Here is a 23,448-nt window from a genome sequence, read left to right as displayed (position 1 = left end):
AGGAGTTGTGCCACTCGCAGCCACCGGTGACCTGGTCACCGCCGCGGCCGAGGCGCGGACCGCCGTCGCCGCGTTCAACATCATCACCCTGGAGCACGTCGAGGCCGTCATCGCGGGCGCCGAGTCCGTGGCCGCCCCCGTGGTCCTCCAAGTCAGCGAGAACGCCGTGAAGTTCCGCTACGGACGGCTGCTGCCACTGGCCCGCGCCGCCGCAGCGGCCGCCGAACGCGCCTCGGTGCCCGTCGCGCTCCATCTCGACCACGTCCAGAGCGACGACCTGCTCCGCCAGGCGTCCGGCGCCGGATTCAGCTCGGTGATGTACGACGCGGCCCGGCTGCCGTACGAGGAGAACCTCGCCGCCACCCGGGCCGCCGCAGACTGGGCGCACGCCCAAGGTCTCTGGATCGAGGCCGAGTTGGGGGCGGTGGGAGGCAAGAACGGTGAGCCGCCGCTCGACGCGCACGCGCCCGGAGCCCGCACCGACCCCGCCGAGGCCCGCGCCTTCGTGGCCGACTCCGGCGTGGACGCCCTGGCCGTCGCGATCGGCAGCTCGCACGCGATGACCACCCGCACCGCCGCCCTCGACCACGACCGGCTCAAACGGCTGACCGCGGCGCTCGGCGTGCCGCTCGTCCTGCACGGCTCCTCCGGCGTGCCGGACGACGAACTGGTGGCGGCCGTCGCCGGCGGCATCGCCAAGGTCAACGTCGGCACCGCCCTGAACATCGCGATGACCGGCGCCGTCCGGGAGTTTCTCGCCGCCCACCCCGAAGCCGTCGACTCCCGCAAGTACCTCACTGTCGGACGGGAGGCGATGGCGCGGACGGTGGCACGCCTGATCCGCGTACTGAGCGCCTGACGTCAAGGGGTCCCGACGAAGGCTCCGACGTCGACCAGCTTCTCGAAGAAGAACTCGTGCTTGAGGAACGACACGTCGTACTCGCCCCCGGGATACGGCGGGATCAGCTGCGCCGCCTGGAACAGCCGCCAGCCGTCCTTCAAGGCGTCCACACCCGACGCGTACGGCGGCTCGTCGCTGTCCCCGGTCGTGGGGGACGTACGGCCGGTCCCGTCGTAGACCGACCAGCCCACCACCTCCGCGTCCAGGGCGGAGGTGGCCAGGTAGAGGACCAGAACCTGCTGACGGACACTCATACGGCCTCCTCCTGAGGACGGTTGGAGACCCGGGTCACCCAGTGGTCCAGGTCGAAGGAGTCGTCCCCGGTGAGCGCGCGCCACAGCAGGACCCGGTGGTAGATCTCCAGGCGGCCGGTGGCGGGCTCGTACCAGGGAAACGTCGTGGACAGTTCCTCGGTGACCCGCGGGTCACCGAGGTCCGAGGTGTCCCACAGCCGCCGCTGCCGCACGGTCGGGTTGAAGCGGATCTTGAACATGAAGCGGACCACGTCGCTGTCGTTTCGCCGCCCACCGTGCCACAGGCCATGGTGCAGAAACACCACGGTGCCCGCCGGGCAGACCAGCCGGCTCTGCCCGCGCAGATTCTGGTAGCGCCCGGTGTCCGACTCGTTGGTGCGCCGCAGATGGCTGCCCGGCACACTGAGCGTGCCGCCCATGTCGAGGGTGACGTCCTGCGGGTAGTACATCAGCTGGACGTCGAAGGCGTCGGTGCGCACGTCGATGATCGCGTCACCGTGCAGCGGCTGCGCCCGCCCCTCGCGCGGCTCGCGGATGTGGACGAAGTGGTGGTCGACGGCGGGGCCGGGCCCGACGAGGCTCCGCAGGGCCCCGGCCACGGAGGGGAGTTCCAGCAGCCGACGGACGAAGGAACCCGCCGGGTAGGCGGCCTGCACCGGGCTGCCGTACGGCACCTCGGGTACGCCCGCCCGCAGCACCTCCATGCCCTCGGCGTTCATCTCCGGCGGCACCACGGCGTCCAGCCGCAGCGAGCCGTGGGCCACGAAGTGCGCCATCCGGACCGAACTCAGGAGTGGGGCGCCCGTGGTGCGCTCCGACGTGTTGGTCATGCGACTCAACGTAGGGTCCGCGCCGCCGTCGGCGCGTTGGCGCGGCTCACCACTACTGGTAGCTTTTCACCATGCGGGAGACGGAACTGCACCTCGGCGAGCCGCCCGCCGTCGTCAACATCGGCGTCGGCGTGCACGGCGTGGCCAGCCGCACGGACGTCTTCCGGCTGCCGGAGCTGTGGCAACTGCACCTCTACCAGTACGACGCCGAGCTGACCGTCGACGGCACCGCGCACACCATCCGCCCCGGCCGTGTGAGCCTCGTGCCGCCCGGCGCCACGGTCCGCTACCGCTACCAGGGCCGCTCCGAACACCTCTACGCCCATCTGCGCATCGCCCCCGCCGGCCCGCCCCGCACCGTCCCCGTGACGCAGGACGCGGGTCCCGAATTCCCCATGCTCTCCAGCATGCTGCTGAACGCGATCGCGGCGGCCCCCGGAGCACCCGAGCACACCCGGGCCGAGATCTGGACCGCCCTGTGGCGCGTGGCCCGGCTCACCCCGCCCACCGCCACGAGCCGCGGCCCGCACCCGGCGGTCGGCACGGCCATCGCCCACATCGAGGCGCGCCTGGCCGCACCGCTCACCATTCCGGAGATCGCCCGCGCCGCCGGGATCTCCCACAACCACCTCACCCGGCTCTTCCGCGCCGAGACCGGCACCACGGTCGTGGCCTACATCCGCCGCCGCAGACTTCAGCGCGCCCACCATCTGCTGCGCGCCTCGACGCTCTCCATCCCGGCGGTCGCCGCGTCCGTCGGCATCCCCGACCTGCAGGCCTTCAACAAGGCGTGCCGCCGGGAATTCGGCGCCTCGCCCCGCGTGCTGCGCGGGGCTACTTCTTGACGGCCCTCAGGACGACGAACTTCGCGTCACTCGCCACGAGTTCACTGTTGCCGAAGAGACGGCGCAGCTTCAGGTGGTAGCCGAGATGACGGTTCCCGATGACCCACAGCTCGCCGCCCGGCCGCAGCGCGCGCCGCGCCTCCGAGAACATCCGCCAGGCGGTGGTGTCCGTCGTCGCCTGGTGCGAGTGGAACGGCGGATTGTTCAGGACGAGGTCCACGCTCCCGGCGGGGACGTCCGCGAGTCCGTCGCCCACGCGGAACTCCGCGGCGCCGCCCTCGGCATTCGCCCCGTACGTCTCCTCGGCCGAGGCGACCGCCTGGTACGACTCGTCCACGAACAGCACCTCCGCCTCCGGGTTGGCCAGCGCCATCGCCGTACCGACGACTCCGTTGCCGCAGCCCAGGTCCACGATCCGCTCGGGGCCGCGGCTGCGCGGCAGGTGCTGGAGGAGGAAGCGGGTGCCGATGTCGAGACGGTCGGCGCAGAACACGCCGGCGTGGTTGACGACGGTACGGCCGGAAACCGGTCCGATGTCGTCGGGGAGCCGGTAGCTGAGCGGCCAGGGGTTGGCGGCGCGGGCGATCCCCGGGTACGGAGTGCAGAAGATCAGCCGGGCCTTCTTCTCGGCCAGCGAGGTCCGGGTCGGGCCGAGGATCCGCTCGAAGAGGTGCAGCGTCGAGGTGTGGATCTCCTTGACCATACCGGTGCCCACGACCACGGTCCCCTCGTGCACAGCGGGCGCCAGCCGGTGCAGCTGGTCCTCCAGCAGGGCGAGGCTCTTCGGCACCCGGACGAGCAGCACGTCGACGCGGTCGGGCGGCGTGTCCCGCGTGGTCAGCAGCCGCACCGCGGCCGCCTCGACCCCGTTGCGGGCCAGGTTCGCGCGGGTCGCCTGCTGCGCGAGGTAGGAGTCGGTGATCTGCGTCGGCCGGTGCTCCGACAGCGCGGTGGCGAGCGCTCCCCAGCGGTCGCCGACCACCACGACCGACCCGGACAGCGGGGTTCCGCTCTCCGCGAGATGCCGCAGCAGATAGGTGTCGGCGGCGTCCCAGGCACGGAGCTGGTCGCGGGGGTCCTCGGGGAAGCGGGCCAGCGCGTACTCGGCCCAGGGCGCGGTCATCCGGTCGTTCATCGTGGGTCAAGGCTAGCCGAGCCGCAGCTCAGCCGGGTGCGGGCCGGCTCTTGATCAGGTGCGCGGACGGGATGGGCCGGGTGCGCGAGGATGGTGGCATGTCCATGGATGAGGAGCTGTTCCCCCGGAGCCGGGCGGAGGTCGCGCCGGGCGCGGTGCATCTGCCGGACTGGCTGGACCCGGGCGCCCAGCGGGAACTCCTCGAGGCCTGCCGCGCGTGGGCCCGCCCACCGGCCGGACTGCGTACCGTGCGCACGCCCGGCGGCGGCACGATGACCTCCCGGCAGGTGTGCCTGGGCTGGCACTGGTACCCGTACCGGTACGCGCGCACGGTCGTCGACGGCGACGGCACCCCGGTGAAGCCCTTCCCGGCCTGGCTGGACGAGCTCGGCCGCCGCGCGGTCGCGGACACCCTCGGCCCCGAGGCCGCCACGGTTCCGTACGACATCGCACTCATCAACTTCTACGACGCCGACGCGCGCATGGGCATGCACCGCGACAGCGACGAGAAGTCGGATGCGCCGGTGGTGTCGCTGAGCCTCGGCGACACCTGCGTCTTCCGCTTCGGGAACACCGGGTCGCGCTCGCGCCCGTACACGGATGTCGAGCTGCGCAGCGGGGACCTGTTCGTGTTCGGCGGGCCCTCCCGGCTCGCCTACCACGGCGTTCCGCGCGTGCGGGCCGGCACGGCGCCGCCCGAACTGGGCCTGACCGGCCGTCTGAACGTGACGCTACGGGTGAGTGGCTTCCAGGTGCCTTCGGACGGGGCACCGCACGAGCGGATCATGGGAGACTCGCCCTCATGAACGGCAAGGCGGGCCCCCGGACGGCGGGGGAAGGGAACACGCGGACGCGGCTGGACCGGGGGCGCGGGGCGCTCGGACCCGCGCTGGAACTCGTGCACACCGGACGTGCGCCGACGCGTGCCGTACTCACCGCGGAGCTGGGCGTCACCCGGGCCACCGCGGGCGCGGTGGCCGCGGAGTTGGAGGCGCTGGGACTGATCCGGGTCGACGCCCGCCCAGGCGCGGCGGCCGGTTCGCAGGGACGGCCCTCGCACCGCCTCGAGGTCGCCGAGGACGGTCCTGTCGCGCTGGCCGCGCAGGTGCACGCCGACGGATTCCGCGCCGCGCTGGTCGGGCTCGGCGGCCGGATCGTCGCCACCGCGCCCAGCTGTGAGACCGTCGACGCCGACCCGGCGAAGGTGCTGGGCGCCGTCGTCGAGACCGGCGCGGAACTGCTCCGCGAGACCGGGCGGCGCTGCGTGGGCGCCGGACTCGCCGTGCCGTCCGCCGTCGCCGAACCGGACGGGCTCGCCCTCAACCCCCTCCACCTGGCCTGGCCCGCGGGCGCCCCCGTACGCCGGATCTTCGCCGAACGGGTGCGCGCGGCGGGCATAGAGGGCCCGGCGTTCGCCGCGAACGACGTCAACCTCGCCGCCCTCGCCGAGCACCGCCACGGCGCCGGGCGCGGCTCCCGCGACCTGCTGTGCGTGGCCACCGGGCACCGGGGCGTCGGCGGCGCGCTCGTGCTCGACGGGAGGCTGCACACGGGCAGCTCGGGCCTCGCCCTCGAAGTCGGCCACCTCACCGTCAACCCCGAGGGCCGGCCCTGCTACTGCGGTAGCCGCGGCTGCCTCGACGTCGAGGCGGACCCCCTGGCCTTCCTCATGGCGGCGGGCCGCGACCCCGGCCCCGAGGTGTCCCTCCTCCAGCAGGCCAACGACCTGATCCGCACCCGATACGACCAGGACCCCTCCGTCCGCACGGCCACCGAGGCGCTGATCGACCGCCTCGGCCTGGGACTCGCCGGACTCGTCAACATCCTCAACCCCGACCGGATCATCCTCGGCGGCCTGCACCGCAGCCTCCTCGACGCCGACCCCGGCCGCCTGCGCGCCGTCGTCGCCGACCGCAGCCTGTGGGGCCAGAGCGGCGGCGTACCGATCCTCGCCTGCACCCTGGACCACAACACCCTGGTAGGTGCGGCGGAGTTGGCCTGGCAGCCGGTCCTGGACGACCCACCGGCGGCCCTCGCGCAGGTCTGAGTCGAGGCCGTCGACGCGGTGGGGGTCCTCTCACGTCCTTGGTGTGCTCAGACTCCACATGGCCTAGGGCCTGTCCGGCAGCAGGGGTGGACGAAGTGGTGTACCGCGCCACTCCACGGCGAACGCCCGGCCGGGGTTCTCCGTGAAGACGCGCTCCACGAGTTCCGTACCCAGAGCCAGTGCGAGTCGTGGGCGCACCCGGCGCAGCAGATACGGCATCCCGGGGCCGCCGTCGACCGAGCGCGCCGCAGCGGTCGTCGTGTCGGCGCCGAGGAGCAGACGGTGGCCGAAACCCGCGTCGGCCAGGGCGCGTACGGCGTCGGGCATGCGCCAGTCGGTGGCGTGGTTCGCGCGGGAGGGGCCGTCGAAGGCGAGGTAGGCGCCCGCCTCGGCGGCCTGGCGCTGCACCACGAGGTCCGGGGAGCGGTTGAGGTGGCCCAGGATCACGCGGTGCGGCGGCACCTCCAACGCGCCGCACAGCAGGTCGAGTACGTCGAGCGCGGCCGTCCCCAGTTCCAGGTGTACGGCGATCGGCGCGCCCGTGGCGTGGTGGGCCTCGGCCGCCGCGGTCATCGTCCAGCGGGCGTGCGCGTCGAGCGCGTGGAAGCCGCCCGCGACCTTGACGAGTCCGGCCCGGACCCCGGACGTGCCGATGCCCGACGTGAGTTCGGAGACGAAGACGTCCGCCAGCCTGCCGCGCAGTTCGGTGAGCGACTCCGGTGTGTGGTGGACCGCTTGGTGCAGACCCGTCGCGGCGACCACATGCACGCCGGTGTCACGGGAGAGCAGCGGCAGGTCCGCGGCGCGCCGGCCCAGTCCGTACGGCGTCCACTGCACCACACTCCCGCCGCCCTGCTCGCGGAACGCGGCCAGTTCGGCCCGCGCGGCGGACGCGTCACGCAGTTCCTGGCCGGGGAGCGCGGGGCTGCCGAAGAAGAGGTGGTCATGGGCGTCGCACACCCCGAGGTGCTCGGGCGGCACGTCCCCGAGGACCGTACGGACCCTCGCGGGGACCGCGCCCCCGAGGCTCGTGGGGTCAGGGCTCACCACTGCCGGCCCCGGGGGAGCCGGTCACGCCCGGGCGCCGACACATGCAGCACCTGGAAGACCTCACCGGGAGCCTTGGGCGTGTCGTGGTCCCAGAGGGAGAAGTGCACCAGCTCCCAGTGGCGCGGGTCGACGGCGGCGGCCGCGCAGACCGCTCCGTCGAGCGAGGCCAGCCGCTCCGCCTCCGCCACGGCCCGCGCCGTCACCTCGGCCAGGTCGGCGCCCTCCGGCACGGACTGCCGTCGCCGCACCGCGACGTGGGCCGGAGCACCGGCGGCGGAGCCCTCCTCGTACGCGAGGCCCGTCCAGTTCTGCACCACCGGCCGCCCGAAGTCATTGACGAGTCCCTGGAAGGCACCGCCCCAGAGGAAGGAGTTCATGCCTTCGACGGTGTTCCAGAGGTAGAAGGGCGCGTACTGGTTGACCGGCGAGCCGTGCACCCCACGCTCACGCATCAGGAACGTCTTGAAGCCGAGCCCCTCCCAGTCGTCGAGGAGGTGCCCGATACGGGAGACCCGGGCGCGAATGATCCCCATGTCGTAGTCGGCGGGGAACGTCAGTTCGTACTGCATCGCGTGCATCGCAGACCTCCTTGAGGGGCCTTCAGACCTTCAGACCTCCAAGCCTTCAGTCGAGGCCCCGACGGGTGGGGGAGAGCAGGGCGAGCAGCCCGCGGACGGCCGTGTCGAAGGCGGCCGGGGAGCCGGAGGCGCGTGCGAGCACATAGCCCCCCTGCACGGTCGCGAGGATCGTCGCGGCGATCTCCTCGGCGTCGAGCGACGGCGCGAACTGCCCCTGCTCCTTGCCCTCTTCGACGATCCCGGCCAGTCGCTCGCGCAGCCAGTCGATCGTCTCGTCGACCGGGGCACGCAGCTCCGCACTGGCGATCACGTCCGGGTCCATCGTCAGCCGACCGACCGGACAGCCACGCAGGACGTCACGCTCCCGTCGCAGATACGCCTCGACGCGCTCGTACGGTGAGCCGGGCGCGTCGAGTACGCCCTCGGCAGTGGCCCGCAGCTCCTCGGCGGTGCGTCGGATCGCGGCCAGGGCGAGATCGGGCTTGCCCTTGAAGTGGTGGTACATGCTGCCCTGCCCGGCGCCCGCGTGCTGCTGGATCGCCTTGGGGCTGGTGCCCACGTAACCGCGCTCCCACAAGAGCTCGCGCGTGGACTCGATCAGCCGCTCCGGAGTGCTCATGAACTCACTGTACATACTAGTAGGTACAGAGTCGACGCCTTTATGGCGGGCTGGGGAAGCAGGCGGCGACGCCCCGTGTACTCCCGCGGAGGTACGGGAACGGCCGCTGGCCGTACGACGACTCACACCCCCTCGCGAAGCGAGTCTCGATGCATCGCAACAGCTCCCACCCACCTAGGAGATGACCCGAGATGCAGACGCTGGCGAACTGGGACGGCGGCCCCGGCCCGTGGATCCTGTTCCTCCCGCTGATCTGGGCGGCCGTCGTGATCGGCGTCGTGACGGTCCTGCGCCGCACCGTCGGGCGCGGGCGCCGCGGACCGTGGCGCGCCATGGGCGACTTCGGTCCGCCCCGCGACTCCCGCGCGACGAGCGACTCGCCGATCGCGCTGCTCGGCCGCCGCTTCGCCACCGGCGAGATCGACGAGGACGAGTACTGGCGCCGGCTCTCCGTCCTGGACGAGCAGTTCGGCCGCCCGGGCAAGGGAGGAACGGCATGACGACCGCGACGGGGTGAGCGTCGACTTCGTGTTCCAGGCGCTCACCCTGGTCCCCACGCTGACCGTCGCGGAGAGCAGCACGCCGCACCTGGACCTCGCCGAGGCGAAGGGCTCCCGCGAGTGGATCGACGCGCTCGTCGACGTCGGCGGCCTGCGCGACCGGCGCCACCACCGCCCCGCCGAACTCTCCGGCGGACAGCGGCAACGCGCCGCCGTAGCCCGGGCGAGGCCTTCGACGGCGCGTCGGACAGCGCCTTCGCCTTCGCGGTCCCGCCCGGGCGGCTCATGGTGGTGGCGCTCGTGGGCCTCGCGGCGGGAGACCGCGCGGGACTGCGCCCGGCCCGGCGGGCGGCACCCCTGGACGTGCTGCGCGCCATCGCCACCGAATGACGTACGGGAGGGGGGTCACCGCCCGGTCAGCCGGCAACGGCGGACCGGGCGGGAGCGTGTTCGGGCCGGCGTTCGTCGAGGGGGTCGAGCGGGGCGACGGTGTGCCGGCGCGTGGTCTCGCGAGGCGGTTCGTAAGGCGGAAGCACGGGCTGCGCCACCGCGGGCGAGGTCGCCGGCAGGGTGAACCACACGACCTTGCCCGACTCGCCGTCCGGACGCACGCCCCAGCTCTCGCTCACCGCGGCGATCATCGCGAGACCGCGTCCGCAGGTGGCCGTGGGGTCCACGTCCTGCACCTCGGGCAGACGGGGGTCGTGGTCGTGCACCGAGACCGTGAGCCGGTCGAGCAGCAGCTCGATCTCCACGGTGCACAGCTTGTCCGGCTGGGCGTGCTGGTGGACGTTGGTCAGCAGCTCGGTCACTCCGAGCGCGGCCTGGTCTATCAAGGGGTCCTGGTGCCAGTAGCGCAATTGCGCAGAAAGGATTCTGCGGACCTGGCCGATCCGCGACGGCAGGGCTTGGAGCTCCACCGTGCAATGCCTGCTTGGCTGGCTGATCACGGCTGCGACTCCCCGAATTGAGGTCCGGAAGAAGACGGAGATCGGATCCAGCAGAGTGGCTGAGTGGAACGGCCGCCTGCTGCGGTGACCGGCGGGATGGTTCGTAGCGTTATCGCCGGTAAACCCAGAGTGATGATGTGAGAACAGCGTGACTCAGGGGGTGTGGTCCCGCAACTCGCGGTGCGGTCCGCTCCGGCCCCGGCCATCGTGGAGTGCGGGGCGGAGGCCTTGCCTGAGCGGCGGCGTTCGCCGGGCGGGGTTCGCAACTGCTCGTCGGGGAGCATGCGTGAGGTCGTTTTAGCTCGATCGTGTGATGGTCGGCTTCCGGGCTTGCGGCGCCCTGGGCCATCCGGGTTAGCGTGATCGTGCGATCTGGGACGCCGGGTGCGGTGCCAGCGTGCGGGGCCCCTGCTCCACCGGAGTGATGGTTCAGGGCCTCCCCGTTGCCTCTGGCCGTATCCATGTGGCCAGGTCGCGCAGGGAACTGGCCTCCCGGGATCGGACCACGCACAGGATGCGTGTCGCTGCCCTGGGGATGAGTACGCCGGGGACCTGGGGGTACCTCCCACGCCCTTAAGGCAGTGGGGGAGCGCCCAAGACCGTTCGGGGCGTGCGACTGAGCAGGCTCACTCCTGCTCAGTCCATAGGAACGGTTCATCGTGCACCGTCGCGGGGTGCGGGCGGATTGCTCGTGTGCCCACCGGTGCCGACCGCGCGCGGGGACCCCTGCGCCGACGGTGCCGATCCAGGACCGGGCTCCCCTCGGCCGTAGCCGCCAGAGGGTCCCGGCACCGGCCCCCGCCGGACGCGCCCCGGATTTGTGGGTCGCCGCCGGCGGCGTGGCGGTGGCTGTCGCACCTGGTCCCCCACCCCGCTTCGCCGGCCGCGGGTTCGAGGCCCGGCTTCGGCCCTCGTCGACCAGGGGCCCCGGCATCGGGACGCGCCGGCCGCGAGCGCGGTGCTCCCGGTCCGGCCGGCGCCGACTGCGGGCCCGGGGCTTGTCTGTCGGCTGTTGCTGACCGTGGTGAACGTGCCCGTGTCGACCGTCGCTGGCGCGCAGCCCGAGGCCTGTCCGTCCGCCGTCGCCGGTTGCCGGCCGAGGTCCCCCGCGCCGGCCACCTGGGGGTGCGGGCCCGGACCCCCTGTACCGGCCGCCGCCACGTGCGAGCACCGCTGGTCGCGCGCCCGGGGCCGACCCGTCGGCGGTCGTCGGCCGGGGGCCGACGGCTCACGCGCGAGGCGTCGCTGGTCGCGCGCGGACGACTCCCGCGCGGGGCGTCGTCGGTCGCGTGTCGTGGGTGCCTGTGTCGGCCCTTGCCGGTGGCGAACCGAAGGCTCCCGTGTCGGTTGCCGCGCGGCCGACTCAGCCGTTGCGCCCCGCCGCCCTGCGAACCGCCTCTATGAACCGGCGTGCCGAGGGTGGCCCCGGCTTGCCGGGCGCCGGATCGTGCTCGCCGAGCGTGAGCGAATAGCGGGTGCCGTTGACGTCCGCCAACGCCCGGTCCTCGGGCGCGAACCACGGCTTCGACGCCCGCACCGCCTGCACCGGCGCACTGTCGATCTCGCTGCCGTAACTCGTCAGCAACTCCAGCCTGCCGTCACTGATCCGGACCTGCCCGGCCCGGGTGAGCGACCGCAGCCTCTTCCCGATCCGCACGCCCGTGGCCGTGAACTCCGGCTCCGCCATGATGCTCCGCCCCCTTGTGCGCGTCGGCTGTGCTCCGTCCCGCCTCCCGGCCCCGGATCCCGCGCGGGTCGTGATCCGGTGTGCGCGACCGCTCCGGGAGTGCCACCCCGTGCTGCGCGGCCGGACGCGGGCGGCGTCCCATGCGGTGCAGTCTGCCCGCAGGCAGCGGCGAGCACCAGTGCACATGGCGAGGTGACGGCGGGGACGGGAGCACTCGCCCGGGTGCGCCCCCGTCGCTTCGGACACCCATGGTCCAGGGGTGCCTTTGAGGTGCTCAAAGGTGTGTTTATGCAGGTGAGAAGCGTGCGCAAGGTGTTTATGATCGAGGCGTCCGACCATCTGAACCGGCGTCGGCGCGATGCGTAAGGAGCCCCGCCGTGAGCACCCCTCAGCAGATCCGGACCGGCGAAACCCTCGACGTCGACCACAGTGACGCGCGCTACCGGAGCTGGCTCAAAGAGGCCGTCCGCAAGGTCCAGGCCGACGCCCGCCGCTCGGCGGACACCCATCTGCTGTGCTTCCCGCTGCCCGAGGCATGGGGTATCGATCTCTACCTGAAGGACGAGTCGACCCATCCCACCGGCAGTCTCAAGCACCGCCTCGCCCGGTCGCTCTTCCTGTACGGGCTCTGCAATGGCTGGATCCGGCCGGGTCGCCCGGTGATCGAGGCGTCCAGCGGCTCGACGGCGGTCTCCGAGGCGTACTTCGCGAAGCTGATCGGCGTGCCCTTCATCGCGGTCATGCCGCGCACCACGAGCGCCGAGAAGTGCCGGCTGATCGAGTTCCACGGCGGGCAGTGCCACTTCGTGGACGACTCCCGCAGGATGTACGAGGAGTCCGCCGCTCTCGCGGTCGAGACCGGCGGCCACTACATGGACCAGTTCACCTACGCGGAACGGGCCACGGACTGGCGCGGCAACAACAACATCGCCGAATCCATCTTCCGCCAGCTGGAGTTGGAGCGTTTCCCGGAGCCCGCGTGGATCGTCGCCACGGCCGGCACCGGCGGCACCTCGGCGACCCTCGCGCGCTACGTCCACTACATGCAGGCCGACACCCGCATCTGCGTCGCCGACCCGGAGAACTCGTGCTTCTTCGAGGGCTGGACCACCGGCGATCCGGATGTCACCTGCGACTGCGGCTCGCGTATCGAGGGCATCGGCAGGCCCCGCATGGAGCCGAGCTTCGTGCCGGGCGCGATCGACCGGATGATGAAGGTGCCGGACGCCGCGAGCGTCGCGGCCGTACGGGCACTGGAACAGGCCATCGGCCGCAAGGCGGGCGGCTCTACCGGCACCGGTCTGTGGAGCGCGCTGAAGATCGTCGCCGAGATGGTGACGGAGGGGCGTAAGGGGAGCGTGGTGACACTGCTCTGCGACCCCGGGGACCGCTATCTGGACAAGTACTACTCGGACACGTGGCTGGCCGAACAGGGGCTGGACATCGCGCCCTACACGGCGGCGATCGCGTCCCTGCTGCAGACGGGCGTCTGGCCGGAGTGACGGCCGGATGGCCGGACGACCGGGCACGAGGCGCGTCAGCGCGCGGACTCGCCATCACGCGTGTGTCGACGCCAGCCGTCGGTCCAGCGCCGTCACCGCCTGACGGAAGGCGCGGCCCAGACCCGACCGGCCCAGTTTCAGAGCCAGTCGGAACGGGGCCGCGCCGTCGGCGGCGAAGGTCCACTGGACCCGGGTGCCCTTCCCGGCCGGGGTCAGCCGCCACTCCTCGACCAGCGCACGGGGGCCGGGCGTGTTCGTGACGTCCACCCGGTACGCGTACACCTCGGGGGCCTCGGCCACGAGGACCGTCTCCTGGAAGCGTGTACCGCCCCGGAGCCGGACCTCCCGCCCGGCGCCGTCCCCGGTCGGCCGGGCGAGCGTCACCGCCGAGAACCACTCGCTCCAGCCGGGCACGTCCTCGGCCAGCGCCCGGAAGACAGCCTCCGGAGGGGCGGCCACCTCACGGGCGAACACCAGACGCAGGGGAGCGGTCTCGGCGAAGTCGGGTCCCACCGGGCGCAGACGGCGTGCCATGGACGAAACCCCCACCTGGGATCGGAGCCGCGGGCAGCGTCACCATAGCTGGCGGACCGTCAGATGTCTGTACCGTCCTCGGGCTCTCCGGCCACCATCAGGCGCCGCAGGTGTTCGGAGACCTCCGCCCGCGCCTCGGCCGGCAGCCCGGCGTCGGTGACCAGCGTGTCGACCTGGTCCAGCGCGGCGAACGAACTCAGACCCACCGTGCCCCATTTGGTGTGGTCGGCGACGACGACGACCCGCCGCGCGGACTGCACCAGCCGCCGGTTGGTCTCGGCCTCCGCCAGGTTCGGCGTCGACAGGCCCGCCTCGACCGATATCCCGTGCACCCCGAGGAACAGCACGTCGAAGTGGAGCGCCGCGATGGCCTGGTCGGCCACCGGGCCGACCAGGGAGTCCGACGGGGTGCGCACCCCGCCCGTCAGCACGACCGTGGCCGCGCCCTGCCGCTGTCCGGAGAGGCGCTGCGCCGTGTGGAAGACGTCGGCCACCCGCACCGAGTTGGTGACCACGGTCAGGTCCGGCACGTCAAGGAGCTGATGGGCCAGCGCGTATGTCGTCGTACCGCCCGAGAGCGCGATCGCCGTGCCCGGCGCGACCAGTTCGGCGGCGGCCCGCGCGATGTCCTCCTTGGCGGTCAGTTCCAGACCCGACTTGGCCTCGAAACCCGGCTCGTGCGTACTCGCCTCGGCCACCGGCACCGCGCCGCCGTGCACCTTCTCCACCACGCCCTGGCGGGCGAGGGCGTCGAGGTCACGACGGACCGTCATGTCCGAGACGCCGAGCTTGCGGGTCAGCTCGTTCACCCGGACGCCGCCCCGACGCCGTACCTCGTCGAGAATCAGGGCGCGACGCTGCTCCGCGAGAAGGTTCTGATTCTCACTCACGTCCGCTCCGGTCCTTTCGCCACAAGCTGCCCGACACTCCGTCCGAACCCACTCCCACGTGGACATTCTCCTTGTCCTAGGCCTGGAGGACGACCCATCCTCGCACGGGCCACCGACACGTGTGCCACTCACCGCGAGGACACCGCTTTCCTTCCGTCGCGTCACTGTCACACGTATCGGGGAGATTCCGTGACCACCGGTGTGCGGGCACCTCTGAGAGGAGATCCTTGTACCTGCACATGACACATGCCAGACGCGCGGCACGGGGGAAGTGCAGAACAGTGGAACGTGCACGGCAACACGCCTCGGCGGGAGATCTCAGCGGCCCCGCACAGCGGCCCGAAGCGGCCGACACCGCCCTCGAACTCCTGGTTCATGGAGTCGGCGGCACCACACCCGAGGAGATGCTGGACGATCCGCGGACGGTCCGGATCAGCGGCGACGACACGGCGGCCGTACACCGGCGCGTCGACGACGCCGACGCGGAGCGGCGCCCCGACGACTACCGGGGCAAACCGGTCCCCGAGGCCTATGTGTGGTGCAACCTCACCTCCGGCAACGGCACCAGGGCCCTGTGGCTGTTGCTGCTGCCCTTCATGGTCGTCAACCTCGCGCACTGGATGCGTCCCGCCACCCGCGGCCGCACCCGGACGGTGCGCCTGTACGGCCTGCTGGTGCGGCTGGCCGGGCTCACCCTCACCGTGCTGCTGGTCGCCGCGGCCTGCGAGGTCGCCCTCGATCTGACCGCCTGGCAGTGCGCGGGCACACGCGCGTGCGCCGAGGCGCACTCCTGGCTGGGCTTCCTCTCCCCGGACCTGTCCGACAACGGCTGGTGGAGCCGGCCCGGCCGGCGTCTCGCCCTGGCCGCCCTGGTGCCCGCGGGGCTCACCTGCCTGCTCTGGTACCTCTCGCACCGCACCTGGAGCGCGTACGAGTCCCAGCAGCCCGTGTCGCGCAGGCCCGAGCCCGCTGAGGAGACCGGCCGCACCGGGCTCGGCAGACCCGGGTTCTGGTACGGGCGCCGCCTGGTGGCCCGGCTGCGCGCCGCGCACACCGCGGCGGGATTCCTCACCGTCACCGCCGCCGTCGGCGGCCCCGCGGCCCGCTTCGACCGGGGGAGCGAAGGCCCCGTCGTACTGGAGACCCTGGGCCTGCTGCTGTACGCGTCCCTCGCCGTGGGCGCGGTCGTGGTGCTGTGGGTGGTCTGCCGCCGCGGGCGCAGCGAACACCGGCTGGACCGGGAACTGGACGCCACCCTGGTGCGCCTGCTGCCTCTGGGCTCGATCAGCCTGTTCGCCCTGACCCTGCTGTACGCCGGATGGTCACGGCCCGGCTGGCACTCGGCGGGGCGGTTGCCGGGCGACGGGATCTTCGGCGGCCTCGCGCTCGCGCAGGGACTGCTCGTCATCGCGCTCGGCGTGGTGGCCCGTGTCCTGTACCGCACACGGCCCGATCCGCGCACCGCCCTGCGCGGTCTGGCCGGGCCCGCCGTCGCGATGCTGGCCTGCGCTCTGGGCGGCGTGATGTCCGGCGGAGTCGCCCAGCGCGTCGCCGACTGGCTGGACGGCACCCGGGGTTCGCTGCCCGGCCCGCCCGTTCTGCTGACCTGGCAGGCGTCCGTGATCCCGCCGACGCTCCTTGTGCTCCTCGGCCTGTGCGGCGGGCTGGCCCGGCGCACCTGGCGGCTGCGCCGCCTCGAGATGCGCGCGGTGGAACTCGACTACCGGGACGAGGCCAAGGACACCACCCGCACCCGCCGTATCGCGAGCACCCGCGCGATGGCCGCCCTCACCGACCGGGCACCCCTCATGGTCGGCGTCATCTCGTTCGTCACCCTGTTCCTCGGCGCCGGAGCCCTGGTGGGCGCCCTGACGACCGGTGACACCCCGACCGAGGCCACGCGAGGGTCGTACGCCTTCGTCCGGGGCGCCGCCGAAGCCGCGCAGGCGCTCGGGTCCTGGCTGATCGGCCTCGGCTTCATCCTTCTCGTCACCTCGGGTCGGCGCGCCTACAAGGACCCGGCGGCCCGCCGCACCATCGGCATCCTCTGGGACGTCGGCACCTTCTGGCCGCGGGCCGCCCACCCCTTCGCGCCGCCCTGCTACGCCGAGCGTGCCGTGCCCGACCTGACCTGGCGCATGGTCACCTGGACCCGCGCCACCGGCGGGCGCCTGGTGCTCTCCGGGCACTCCCAGGGCAGTGTGCTGGCCGCCGCCGCGGCCTGGCAGTTGAAGCCCTCCGTACGCAAGCGGGTCGCGCTGCTCACCTATGGCTCTCCTCTGGAACGGCTCTACGGGCGCTGGTTCCCGGCCCATTTCGGCCCGGCCGCCCTCACCTCCCTGCACCGCGAGGTGGACTGCTGGCGCAACCTGTACCGTCTCACCGACCCCATCGGCGGCCCCGTACGGCTGCCCGGTGACTGCGGCCCCCAGGTCGACCGAGCGGCCCTGCCCGACCCGCTCGCCTACGGGCGCACCCAGGAGCATCCGCTGCCCGCGCCGATCCTCGGACACGGGGACTACCAGGCGGACCCGGCCTTCGCCGAGGAACGCGAACGACTGCTGGCGCGGCTACGGCGGGAGGCGGTACCGAGCCCCCGTCCCGAAGGCGACGCCACGACCTGAGGGCGCACGATCCGAAGGCGCACGATCAGAGGGCGACCACCCGTCCCACAGAGCAATGGTCAGGGCAGCTCCGGCAGGTCCTCCGGGTAGAGCAGCGTGAGGTCGTCCGTGCTCGGCTCGTCGAGCTGGGCGACCCGCCCCGCGTGCCGCTCGACCATCGCCTCGAAGGTCTGCCGCGCGGTGCGGCCGTTGCCGAACGCCGGGCCCTTCGGGATCGCCGTGAAGTACTTCAGCAGCGCCTCGGGCGCGCCGGGCGCCAGGCTGTACTCGTGCTCCTCGGCCTGCTGCTCCACGATCCGCAGCAACTCCTCGGGGATGTAGTCGCTGAAGGTGATGGTCCGTGAGAAGCGGGACGCCACACCGGGGTTGACGGTGAGGAACCGCTCCATCTCGGCCGTGTAGCCCGCGACGATCACGACGACCGCGTCCCGGTGGTCCTCCATCAGCTTCACGAGTGTGTCGATGGCCTCGCGGCCGAAGTCACGGCCCGAGTCCTCCGGCGACAGCGCGTACGCCTCGTCGATGAACAGGACACCGCCGCGGGCCCGGTCGAACGCCTCCTGGGTGCGGATCGCCGTGGATCCGATGTGCTCGCCGACCAGGTCGACGCGGGACACCTCCACGAGATGCCCCTTCTCCAGGACACCGAGCGAGGCCAGGATCTCGCCGTACAGCCGGGCGACCGTCGTCTTGCCGGTGCCGGGGGAGCCGGTGAAGACCAGATGGCGGCGGGCGGAGGCCGCCTTGAGGCCCGCCTGCTGTCTGCGGCGGCCCACCTCGATCATGTCGGTGAGGGCGCGCACCTCGCGCTTGACGCTGTCCAGGCCCACCAGTCCGTCGAGTTCGCCGAGGACGACCTTCGACGTGCGGGCCGGCTGCGCGGGCTCGGGCTCGGTGGTGGTGACGAGCGGTTCCTGCTCGGTGCTGCGCTGGCCCGGGATCGCGCCGAGCAGGCCCGAGGACGGGTTGGACGTCTGGACGGCCGTCTCGTGCGCCGGGGGACGCACTCCGGCGCTCTCGTCGCTCGTGCAGTCCTCGACGACCGGGCCGCCGCCCGGTGCGTTGCCGCCGTCCGCGAACTCGTAACCCCCGCGCGCGCAGCGCTCCGTACGGCACTTCTTCAGCGTCGCCCGGCAGCCGTCGATGACGTGGAAGCCGTAGCCCCCGCTGCCCGTCACGCGGCAGTTGTGGAAACTTCCGCGGCCGCCCGCGGACACGTAGAAACCGGCCTCCGTGGGCGAGTCGACCGTGCAGCGCTCGAAGGTGGGGTCGGCGCCCTTGGTGACGATCACGCCGGTCTGGGTGCCGTCCACGGTGCAGCCGGACAGGGTGCCGCCGCTTCCGTGGTCACGGAACCAGGCGCCGGTCGCGGCCTCGCGGATCCGGCAGTCGTCGAGCTGCGCGGTGGCGCCGTCGCTCACCGAGACGGCGGTGTTGCGCACTTGGGAGAGGTCACTGTCGACGACGTCCACGCGTGAACCGCGGTCGAGGACGAACAGGGCGTCGGGCACGTCGTGCACCCGGCAGGACTCGAGCACCGCGGTCGCGCCGTCGCTGACCCACACCGCGGGGTAGTCGCCCGTGCTGTCGAAGATCTCGCACTGGTTGGCGTCCACGCGTGTGCCCGGGTCCCAGACCGACAGGCCGTTGCGCCCGAACTGCCGCACGGTGGTGCGGGTCAGGGTGAGGACCGAGCGGGAACGCAGGTCCACCGCGTTCTCAGGGATGTCGTGGATGCGGCAGTCGGCGAGCGTGAGCACGGCGTCCGTGTCCAGCGTGACACCGTCCGACGTCGTGCGGTGCACATCGCAGTCGGTGAGATGGGCCGCGGCGCGTGCGGTGATCTGCACGCCGGAGCCCTTGACCTCGTACACCTCGCAACCGACCGCCTCGAGCGAGGAGTTCTCGCCGGTCACCGACAGGCCCGCACCGGAGGCGTGGTGCACCCGGCAGCGCTCCAGACGGGGGTGGGCGCCCCCGCGCACCGCGATGCCGGACTGCCCGGAGGCGACGACCTCGCACTCCTCGAACACCCCACCGCCGCCGTCCAGTACGGCGATGCCGACACCGGCCGGATTGTCGACCGTGCAGCGCCGCACGGTCGGACGGGCGCCGCCGCGCACCTCGATGCCGGCCGCGGAGCGCGTGACGATCCGCACGTCGAGGAGCTCCGGGGTGCCCTCTTCGACGAGCAGCGCGGGGGCGGCCGAGTCCTGGCCCTCCACGTGCAGATCCTGGACCACGGCCGAGGCACGCACCGTCAGCGGCACCCCGTCCACCGGCGCGATGCGCACGGAGCCGGGGGAGCCTTCCGGCCCGCGCAGCGTCACCGCGCGCTGGACCACGAGATTCTCCCGGTAGGTGCCGGGGGCGACGGTGAGCACGTCCCCGTCGGCCGCGGCCTCCAGGGCGGCGGCCAGCGATGCGTACTCTCCTGTGCGGCGCCGCCACCGCGAGGTGCCGGTGTGCGTCACCTGGACCGTGCCCTGTGCCATGGCGCTGTTGTGCCCCCACCTCGTCGTACGCGGGTCCTGCGAGGCCGTGCTGAAACCCCGTCGCGATCAAGAACAGCTTCTCACGACGGTGCCGAACGGTTCGGTCGGTCCACCGTAGCGTGCGCGGGGACGGTGGGTTGACCGGAGCCGGAAGGCGGTCAGCTGCCGGTGCCCGTCCTGCCCCAGTCCGGGCCCGCCCTGTCCCATGCCCGATCCCAACGGGCGTACCGGCGCAGGACCATGCGCCACACGATCAGACGTCTGCCGCTGTCGAGGAGCCCGGCGGTCAGCAGGGCCGCGCCGAGGCCCGCCAGCACGGCATGCGTCGTCGCGGTGGCCGAATCCAGCGGGCGGCCGACTATGTCTCCGTGCTCGTCGGTCCAGAGGGAGAAGTGGTCGCCCTTGTGCGGTGATTCGAGAGCGGCTATCACCTTGGCGTGATGGGCCGTGCCGTCCGGGGCGGTCCAGTCGGCGAGCACGCGGCTGTGCACATCGTGCGCCGACGAGGCCTCGGGGTCGGGGTCCAGCGCGGCCCGGTCCGCCTTGCCGACGACGGTGGCCGTCACTTCGTGGCGGGCCAGGCGCTGCTCCCGAACGGCCTGTTGGAGGGCGTCCTGCGCCGTCGCTCCGGTGAGGACGCCGATCAGGGGCGCGAGGGTGAGGATCAGCAGGACGGCCAGCAGGGCCAGCCACGCCTCGACCAGATCGGTCGTGCGGCGCAGCGGATTGTGTCGCCAGCGCCAGAGTCCGCCGATAGCTCGCACCGTCCCGCACCCCCTTTCGCCTCCGTGATAACCCCCGGCGGAGCCGTTCATATGCGAGCCCCGGAAAAGAGAGAGCGAAATCACCCTTTCCCATGGCCTCTCATGAACTTCTCACGCGGTCTCAACGACCGTGCCCAGGGCCCGGGTTCCCCGCGGGCACGTCATTCGAGGACTGTGACCGGATCGCCGATCCGCACCGTGCCGCGGGACTCCGGAACCAGGTTCTGTCCGAAGACGAGCTGGGAGCCGAAGCGGCGGTGGCGTCCGAGCGTGCGCAGCGGCTCCTTGCCGCGCTGGGCGGTGTCCTGGTCGGTGGTGGTCACGACGCAGCGGCCGCACATCTTGGGTACTCGGAAGGTGACCTCGCCGATGGCGATCCGCCGCCAGTCGTCCTCGGCCCATGCCGCCGTGCCCGCCACCACCACGTTCGGCCGGAAGCGGTTCATCGGGAGGGGGCCCTCATCGGCGCGGTCGCCCCGCGCGATCCAGGTGTTGAGCGCGTCCAGCGAGGCGAGTGTGGTGACCAGCAGGGGATAGCCGTCGGCGAAGCTGACGGTCTCGCCCGGACGTGCGTACTCCGGGTCCACGGGCCTGCGCGTGGCGGGATCGTCCATGTGGAGGAGACGCACCTCGGTCCCCAGGTACTCACTGCACCAGGCGTGCGCGGCCGTGTCCGCTAGGACCGCCTCCATCTTGTCGCCGAAGAGGTCCAGCGGTGTCGTGCCGGCCGGCTGGGGCACGCGGACGGTCAGCGGCTCACGGCCGGGCGCGGACAGACGTATGCCGCCGCCGGGCAGCAGCTCGGCGGCGGCCAGTGCCAGCCGCGGTTGCTGGCGCTGGGTGACGACCTTTCCCCCGTCGTCGATCAGTACCCAGCGTCGGTCTCCGGCCAGTCCCCAGGGCTCCACGACGGCCTCCCGGGGCGAGAGAGCCCGGAAGGCTTTGACCGGATGGACATGGATCGAGTACAGCTCCGCATTCCCCATGACTCCATCGTGCCAGCAGGCACCGACATTCCGGTCCGAATGGGGCGGTGCCTGCCTGTCTCAGCCCCTCAGTACCCGCGGTACTGCTGGTTGTTGTACGGCTCCTGGTACGGAGCCGGTGCGGGGCGGGGAGCCGCGGGGCGCATCGCCTCGTAGCCGGTGCCGGCCGCCATCGGGCGCTGCGGCTGTTGCTGGGGTCCCGGGTAGCCACGCGGAGCGCCGGCCTGCTGCGGGATGTACGGCGCCGGGGCCTGCTGCAGCGGCGCGGGCTGCTGGGCCTGCGGGTAGCCGCCGTACATGGGGGCCTGCTGCGAGGGTCCGGCCGGCAGGGCGGGAAGTGCCGACGGAAGCGCGGGAAGGTAGCTGCTGCCCGTGTCGTAGGCGGCGGGAACCCTGATCGGGGCGATCTGGGGAGTGCCCCGCTCGGCGACCAAGGAGTCGTAGATCGGGGTGTCCGGGAAGGACGGCGCGGAGTAGTAACCGCCGCCATAGGTGGAGCGGGGGGAGGTCATGGCACATAAGTTAAGCCCACGATGTGCTGGTTGGGGAGACCGATAAGAGGGTTGTTTTTCGTGTCGGCAGTGACGCGGGATCCCCAATGCGAGCGAACTCGGCAAAAAAGGGCGTCAAGCGGGGTTCAGATCGCGTAAAGGCCGAGTTCCGAGGGGGTTACCGGGGGTTGACCGGCAGTCTTCGGGGCTCTTCCCGGGGCCTTCCGAGGCACCTCACAGGAGTTCGGAGTCCTGGGGGAATAGGTTGGTCGGGAAAGGGCCCGAGGGACGGCCCGAGGCGTGGCCTGGCGCGGTGACACGTGATGGGGGCGGACATGACAATGCCTAAAGGTTCGAATGTTCCTGTGCCGACGCGTGCGTTGCGCGTCGAAATGGGGTGGCGTTCGGGGCCCGGGGTGCCCGACGCGGACGCGTCCGCGCTGTTGCTGGTGTCCGGAAAGGTCCGCTCCGACGGCGACTTCGTGTTCTACAACCGGCCGGCACACGCCTCAGGCGCCGTGCGGCACGAGGGCAAGCGGGGCGACGGCGGCCAGGTGACCGACACGCTGTTCGTCGACCTCGCGCGCGTGGAGGGCGCCATCGAGACCGTGGTGCTGGCCGCCTCCGCGGACGGCGGCACCTTCGGGCAGGTGCCCGGTCTGTACATCCGTGTGCTCGACGCGGGGCAGGGCACGGAGATCGCGCGCTTCGACAGCAAGGACGCGACCGTCGAGACCGCCTTCGTACTCGGCGAGTTCTACCGGCGCCAGGGCGCCTGGAAGTTCCGCGCGGTCGGACAGGGCTACGGCAGCGGACTGGAAGGGCTGGCGAAGGACTACGGCATCACGGTGGACGAGCCGCAGCACGCGGCACCGCCCGCGCCGACCCTCGCCACGCCGATCACCCCCGCACCGCCTGCCCCCGCACCGCCCGGCCGCACGCCCCACGCCGTCATGCCGCCCGCGCCCGGCACACGAGTGGCCGGTCCGCCGCCGGTCGGGCCGCCGGTGAACCTGCCCCCGCCCCTAGCCCCGCCCGTCACCGTGCAGCCCCCCACCACGGCTCCGCCGCCCGCCCCGTCGGGGGGCCCGGTTCGCCTCTCCAAGGTCACGCTCACCAAGGAGGCGCCGTCGGTCTCGCTGACCAAGCAGGGCGGCACGTCCGGCACCATGCGCGTCAACCTCAACTGGCAGGTGCGCAAGCAGTTCTCGGGATGGGGCAGCAAGCGGGGCAGGGCCGTCGCGACGCACAGTGACCTCGACCTCGACCTCTGCGCCCTCTACGAGCTGTCCGACGGCCGCAAGGGAGTCGTCCAGGCGCTCGGCAACGCCTTCGGGGCGCTGCATCAGCCGCCGTACATCCACCTCGACGGCGACGACCGCACCGGTGCCGTGGCGAGCGGCGAGAACCTCACCGTCAACCTCGACCACAAGCGGAGTTTCCGACGCATCCTCATCTTCGTCACCATCTACGAAGGGGCGCGTTCGTTCGCGGACCTGCACGCCACGGTCACCCTGCAACCACTGAACGGCGCCCCGGTCGACTTCTCGCTCGACGAGTGCACGGTGCCCTCGACGGTCTGCGCCCTCACCCTCATCACCAACGACGGCGGCGACCTGATCGTCCAGCGCGAAGCCCGCTACCTCGTCCCCGAGCGCGGTGTGAGCCCGCAGCGCACCGTGGACCGCGTCTACGGGTGGGGCATGAACTGGACTCCCGGCAGGAAATGACCTGACGGAAGCGGCCCGAACGCCCGCGGGAAGTGA

General features: G+C 72.2%; 22 protein-coding genes and 1 pseudogene. 9 read left to right on the top strand and 14 right to left on the bottom strand.

Annotated elements, in window-relative coordinates; genetic code table 11:
- The first annotated feature begins 7 nt into the window (after positions 1-7).
- Positions 8-859, top strand: a complete 852-nt coding sequence (locus OG568_RS07315; RefSeq protein ID WP_329530793.1) for a class II fructose-bisphosphate aldolase — start codon at positions 8-10, stop codon at positions 857-859.
- A gap of 2 nt (positions 860-861) precedes the next feature.
- Here OG568_RS07315 and OG568_RS07310 read toward each other — a convergent pair whose 3' ends face one another.
- The gene (locus OG568_RS07310) at positions 862-1,155 is read right to left on the bottom strand and encodes a hypothetical protein (protein WP_266588765.1); all 294 of its coding nucleotides are present in this window, start codon (positions 1,153-1,155) and stop codon (positions 862-864) included.
- Positions 1,152-1,985, bottom strand: a complete 834-nt coding sequence (locus OG568_RS07305; RefSeq protein ID WP_329530792.1) for a phytanoyl-CoA dioxygenase family protein — start codon at positions 1,983-1,985, stop codon at positions 1,152-1,154. Before OG568_RS07305 ends, OG568_RS07310 begins: the two co-directional genes overlap by 4 nt.
- 71 nt (positions 1,986-2,056) lie before the next feature.
- On the opposite strand from OG568_RS07305, the gene OG568_RS07300 reads away from it, so the two are divergent.
- Entirely contained in the window at positions 2,057-2,830 is a 774-nt protein-coding gene (locus tag OG568_RS07300) for an AraC family transcriptional regulator (RefSeq protein WP_329530791.1), read from the top strand.
- Here OG568_RS07300 and OG568_RS07295 read toward each other — a convergent pair.
- Entirely contained in the window at positions 2,820-3,965 is a 1,146-nt protein-coding gene (locus OG568_RS07295; RefSeq protein WP_266426086.1) for a methyltransferase, read from the bottom strand. The genes OG568_RS07300 and OG568_RS07295 overlap by 11 nt on opposite strands.
- 104 nt (positions 3,966-4,069) lie before the next feature.
- On the opposite strand from OG568_RS07295, the gene OG568_RS07290 reads away from it, so the two are divergent.
- Positions 4,070-4,771: an alpha-ketoglutarate-dependent dioxygenase AlkB family protein gene (locus OG568_RS07290; protein WP_329536289.1), complete on the top strand. Its 702-nt coding sequence runs from the start codon at positions 4,070-4,072 to the stop codon at positions 4,769-4,771.
- Positions 4,768-6,012: an ROK family protein gene (locus tag OG568_RS07285; RefSeq protein ID WP_266632550.1), complete on the top strand. Its 1,245-nt coding sequence runs from the start codon at positions 4,768-4,770 to the stop codon at positions 6,010-6,012. Before OG568_RS07290 ends, OG568_RS07285 begins: the two co-directional genes overlap by 4 nt.
- A 63-nt stretch (positions 6,013-6,075) precedes the next feature.
- On the opposite strand, the gene OG568_RS07280 is transcribed toward OG568_RS07285, so the two are convergent.
- From OG568_RS07280 to OG568_RS07270, 3 genes are read right to left on the bottom strand one after another with little or no spacing between them, the layout of a single operon-like run.
- The gene (locus OG568_RS07280; RefSeq protein ID WP_443077569.1) at positions 6,076-7,062 is read right to left on the bottom strand and encodes a phosphotriesterase family protein; all 987 of its coding nucleotides are present in this window, start codon (positions 7,060-7,062) and stop codon (positions 6,076-6,078) included.
- Entirely contained in the window at positions 7,056-7,640 is a 585-nt protein-coding gene (locus tag OG568_RS07275) for a DUF4865 family protein (protein WP_266632554.1), read from the bottom strand. The genes OG568_RS07280 and OG568_RS07275 overlap by 7 nt, the downstream gene beginning before the upstream one ends.
- Before the next feature lie 46 nt (positions 7,641-7,686).
- The gene (locus OG568_RS07270; RefSeq protein WP_329530789.1) at positions 7,687-8,259 is read right to left on the bottom strand and encodes a TetR/AcrR family transcriptional regulator; all 573 of its coding nucleotides are present in this window, start codon (positions 8,257-8,259) and stop codon (positions 7,687-7,689) included.
- Between the two features lie 191 nt (positions 8,260-8,450).
- Between OG568_RS07270 and OG568_RS07265 the strand changes: the two genes are divergently transcribed.
- A complete protein-coding gene (locus tag OG568_RS07265) occupies positions 8,451-8,759 on the top strand; it encodes an SHOCT domain-containing protein (RefSeq protein WP_329530788.1) in 309 nt (102 codons plus the stop codon).
- 13 nt (positions 8,760-8,772) lie between these two features.
- Positions 8,773-8,973 (top strand): annotated as a pseudogene (locus OG568_RS07260) (ATP-binding cassette domain-containing protein); the annotation flags it as partial.
- 202 nt (positions 8,974-9,175) lie between these two features.
- On the opposite strand, the gene OG568_RS07255 reads toward OG568_RS07260, so the two are convergent.
- Positions 9,176-9,709, bottom strand: coding sequence for an ATP-binding protein (locus OG568_RS07255; protein WP_266426069.1), 534 nt, complete (start codon positions 9,707-9,709; stop codon positions 9,176-9,178).
- Positions 9,710-11,072: 1,363 nt separating this feature from the next.
- The gene (locus OG568_RS07250) at positions 11,073-11,396 is read right to left on the bottom strand and encodes a hypothetical protein (protein ID WP_054228734.1); all 324 of its coding nucleotides are present in this window, start codon (positions 11,394-11,396) and stop codon (positions 11,073-11,075) included.
- A 377-nt stretch (positions 11,397-11,773) separates the two neighbouring features.
- On the opposite strand from OG568_RS07250, the gene OG568_RS07245 reads away from it, so the two are divergent.
- Positions 11,774-12,898, top strand: a complete 1,125-nt coding sequence (locus OG568_RS07245) for a PLP-dependent cysteine synthase family protein (RefSeq protein ID WP_329530787.1) — start codon at positions 11,774-11,776, stop codon at positions 12,896-12,898.
- 54 nt (positions 12,899-12,952) lie between these two features.
- Here OG568_RS07245 and OG568_RS07240 read toward each other — a convergent pair whose 3' ends face one another.
- Positions 12,953-13,432 (bottom strand): SRPBCC family protein, encoded by a 480-nt coding sequence (locus OG568_RS07240; RefSeq protein WP_329530786.1) that lies wholly within the window; start codon positions 13,430-13,432, stop codon positions 12,953-12,955.
- 59 nt (positions 13,433-13,491) lie between these two features.
- Positions 13,492-14,322, bottom strand: coding sequence for a DeoR/GlpR family DNA-binding transcription regulator (locus OG568_RS07235; protein WP_329530785.1), 831 nt, complete (start codon positions 14,320-14,322; stop codon positions 13,492-13,494).
- 281 nt (positions 14,323-14,603) lie between these two features.
- On the opposite strand from OG568_RS07235, the gene OG568_RS07230 reads away from it, so the two are divergent.
- The gene (locus tag OG568_RS07230; RefSeq protein WP_329530784.1) at positions 14,604-16,946 is read left to right on the top strand and encodes a hypothetical protein; all 2,343 of its coding nucleotides are present in this window, start codon (positions 14,604-14,606) and stop codon (positions 16,944-16,946) included.
- Between the two features lie 59 nt (positions 16,947-17,005).
- Here OG568_RS07230 and OG568_RS07225 read toward each other — a convergent pair whose 3' ends face one another.
- The 4 genes from OG568_RS07225 to OG568_RS07210 form a co-directional block, all read right to left on the bottom strand.
- A complete protein-coding gene (locus OG568_RS07225; RefSeq protein ID WP_329530783.1) occupies positions 17,006-19,441 on the bottom strand; it encodes a right-handed parallel beta-helix repeat-containing protein in 2,436 nt (811 codons plus the stop codon).
- Positions 19,442-19,599: 158 nt separating this feature from the next.
- Positions 19,600-20,205 carry an Rv1733c family protein gene (locus OG568_RS07220; protein ID WP_329530782.1) on the bottom strand — a complete coding sequence of 202 codons (606 nt, stop codon included), beginning with the start codon at positions 20,203-20,205 and terminating at the stop codon, positions 19,600-19,602.
- 161 nt (positions 20,206-20,366) lie between these two features.
- Entirely contained in the window at positions 20,367-21,191 is an 825-nt protein-coding gene (locus OG568_RS07215; protein WP_329530781.1) for an MOSC domain-containing protein, read from the bottom strand.
- 68 nt (positions 21,192-21,259) lie between these two features.
- Positions 21,260-21,703: a DUF6643 family protein gene (locus OG568_RS07210; RefSeq protein ID WP_266426052.1), complete on the bottom strand. Its 444-nt coding sequence runs from the start codon at positions 21,701-21,703 to the stop codon at positions 21,260-21,262.
- Positions 21,704-22,023: 320 nt separating this feature from the next.
- Between OG568_RS07210 and OG568_RS07205 the strand changes: the two genes are divergently transcribed.
- Positions 22,024-23,412: a TerD family protein gene (locus OG568_RS07205; protein WP_329536288.1), complete on the top strand. Its 1,389-nt coding sequence runs from the start codon at positions 22,024-22,026 to the stop codon at positions 23,410-23,412.
- Positions 23,413-23,448: the final 36 nt, after the last annotated feature.

The organism is Streptomyces sp. NBC_01450 (assembly GCF_036227505.1).
GTDB lineage: Bacteria > Actinomycetota > Actinomycetes > Streptomycetales > Streptomycetaceae > Streptomyces.
Note: the sequence above shows the minus strand (reverse complement) of the source record. Positions and strands in the feature narration are given on the sequence as shown.

Excerpts from the sequence above, each read along its gene's own strand:
- OG568_RS07310 (WP_266588765.1), bottom strand. The coding sequence starts at position 1,155 with ATGAGTGTCCGTCAGCAGGTTCTGGTCCTCTACCTGGCCACCTCCGCC.
- OG568_RS07305 (WP_329530792.1), bottom strand. The coding sequence starts at position 1,985 with ATGACCAACACGTCGGAGCGCACCACGGGCGCCCCACTCCTGAGTTCG.
- OG568_RS07300 (WP_329530791.1), top strand. The coding sequence starts at position 2,057 with ATGCGGGAGACGGAACTGCACCTCGGCGAGCCGCCCGCCGTCGTCAAC.
- OG568_RS07295 (WP_266426086.1), bottom strand. The coding sequence starts at position 3,965 with ATGAACGACCGGATGACCGCGCCCTGGGCCGAGTACGCGCTGGCCCGC.
- OG568_RS07290 (WP_329536289.1), top strand. The coding sequence starts at position 4,070 with ATGGATGAGGAGCTGTTCCCCCGGAGCCGGGCGGAGGTCGCGCCGGGC.
- OG568_RS07285 (WP_266632550.1), top strand. The coding sequence starts at position 4,768 with ATGAACGGCAAGGCGGGCCCCCGGACGGCGGGGGAAGGGAACACGCGG.
- OG568_RS07275 (WP_266632554.1), bottom strand. The coding sequence starts at position 7,640 with ATGCACGCGATGCAGTACGAACTGACGTTCCCCGCCGACTACGACATG.
- OG568_RS07270 (WP_329530789.1), bottom strand. The coding sequence starts at position 8,259 with ATGAGCACTCCGGAGCGGCTGATCGAGTCCACGCGCGAGCTCTTGTGG.
- OG568_RS07265 (WP_329530788.1), top strand. The coding sequence starts at position 8,451 with ATGCAGACGCTGGCGAACTGGGACGGCGGCCCCGGCCCGTGGATCCTG.
- OG568_RS07250 (WP_054228734.1), bottom strand. The coding sequence starts at position 11,396 with ATGGCGGAGCCGGAGTTCACGGCCACGGGCGTGCGGATCGGGAAGAGG.
- OG568_RS07240 (WP_329530786.1), bottom strand. The coding sequence starts at position 13,432 with ATGGCACGCCGTCTGCGCCCGGTGGGACCCGACTTCGCCGAGACCGCT.
- OG568_RS07225 (WP_329530783.1), bottom strand. The coding sequence starts at position 19,441 with ATGGCACAGGGCACGGTCCAGGTGACGCACACCGGCACCTCGCGGTGG.
- OG568_RS07215 (WP_329530781.1), bottom strand. The coding sequence starts at position 21,191 with ATGGGGAATGCGGAGCTGTACTCGATCCATGTCCATCCGGTCAAAGCC.
- OG568_RS07210 (WP_266426052.1), bottom strand. The coding sequence starts at position 21,703 with ATGACCTCCCCCCGCTCCACCTATGGCGGCGGTTACTACTCCGCGCCG.
- OG568_RS07205 (WP_329536288.1), top strand. The coding sequence starts at position 22,024 with ATGCCTAAAGGTTCGAATGTTCCTGTGCCGACGCGTGCGTTGCGCGTC.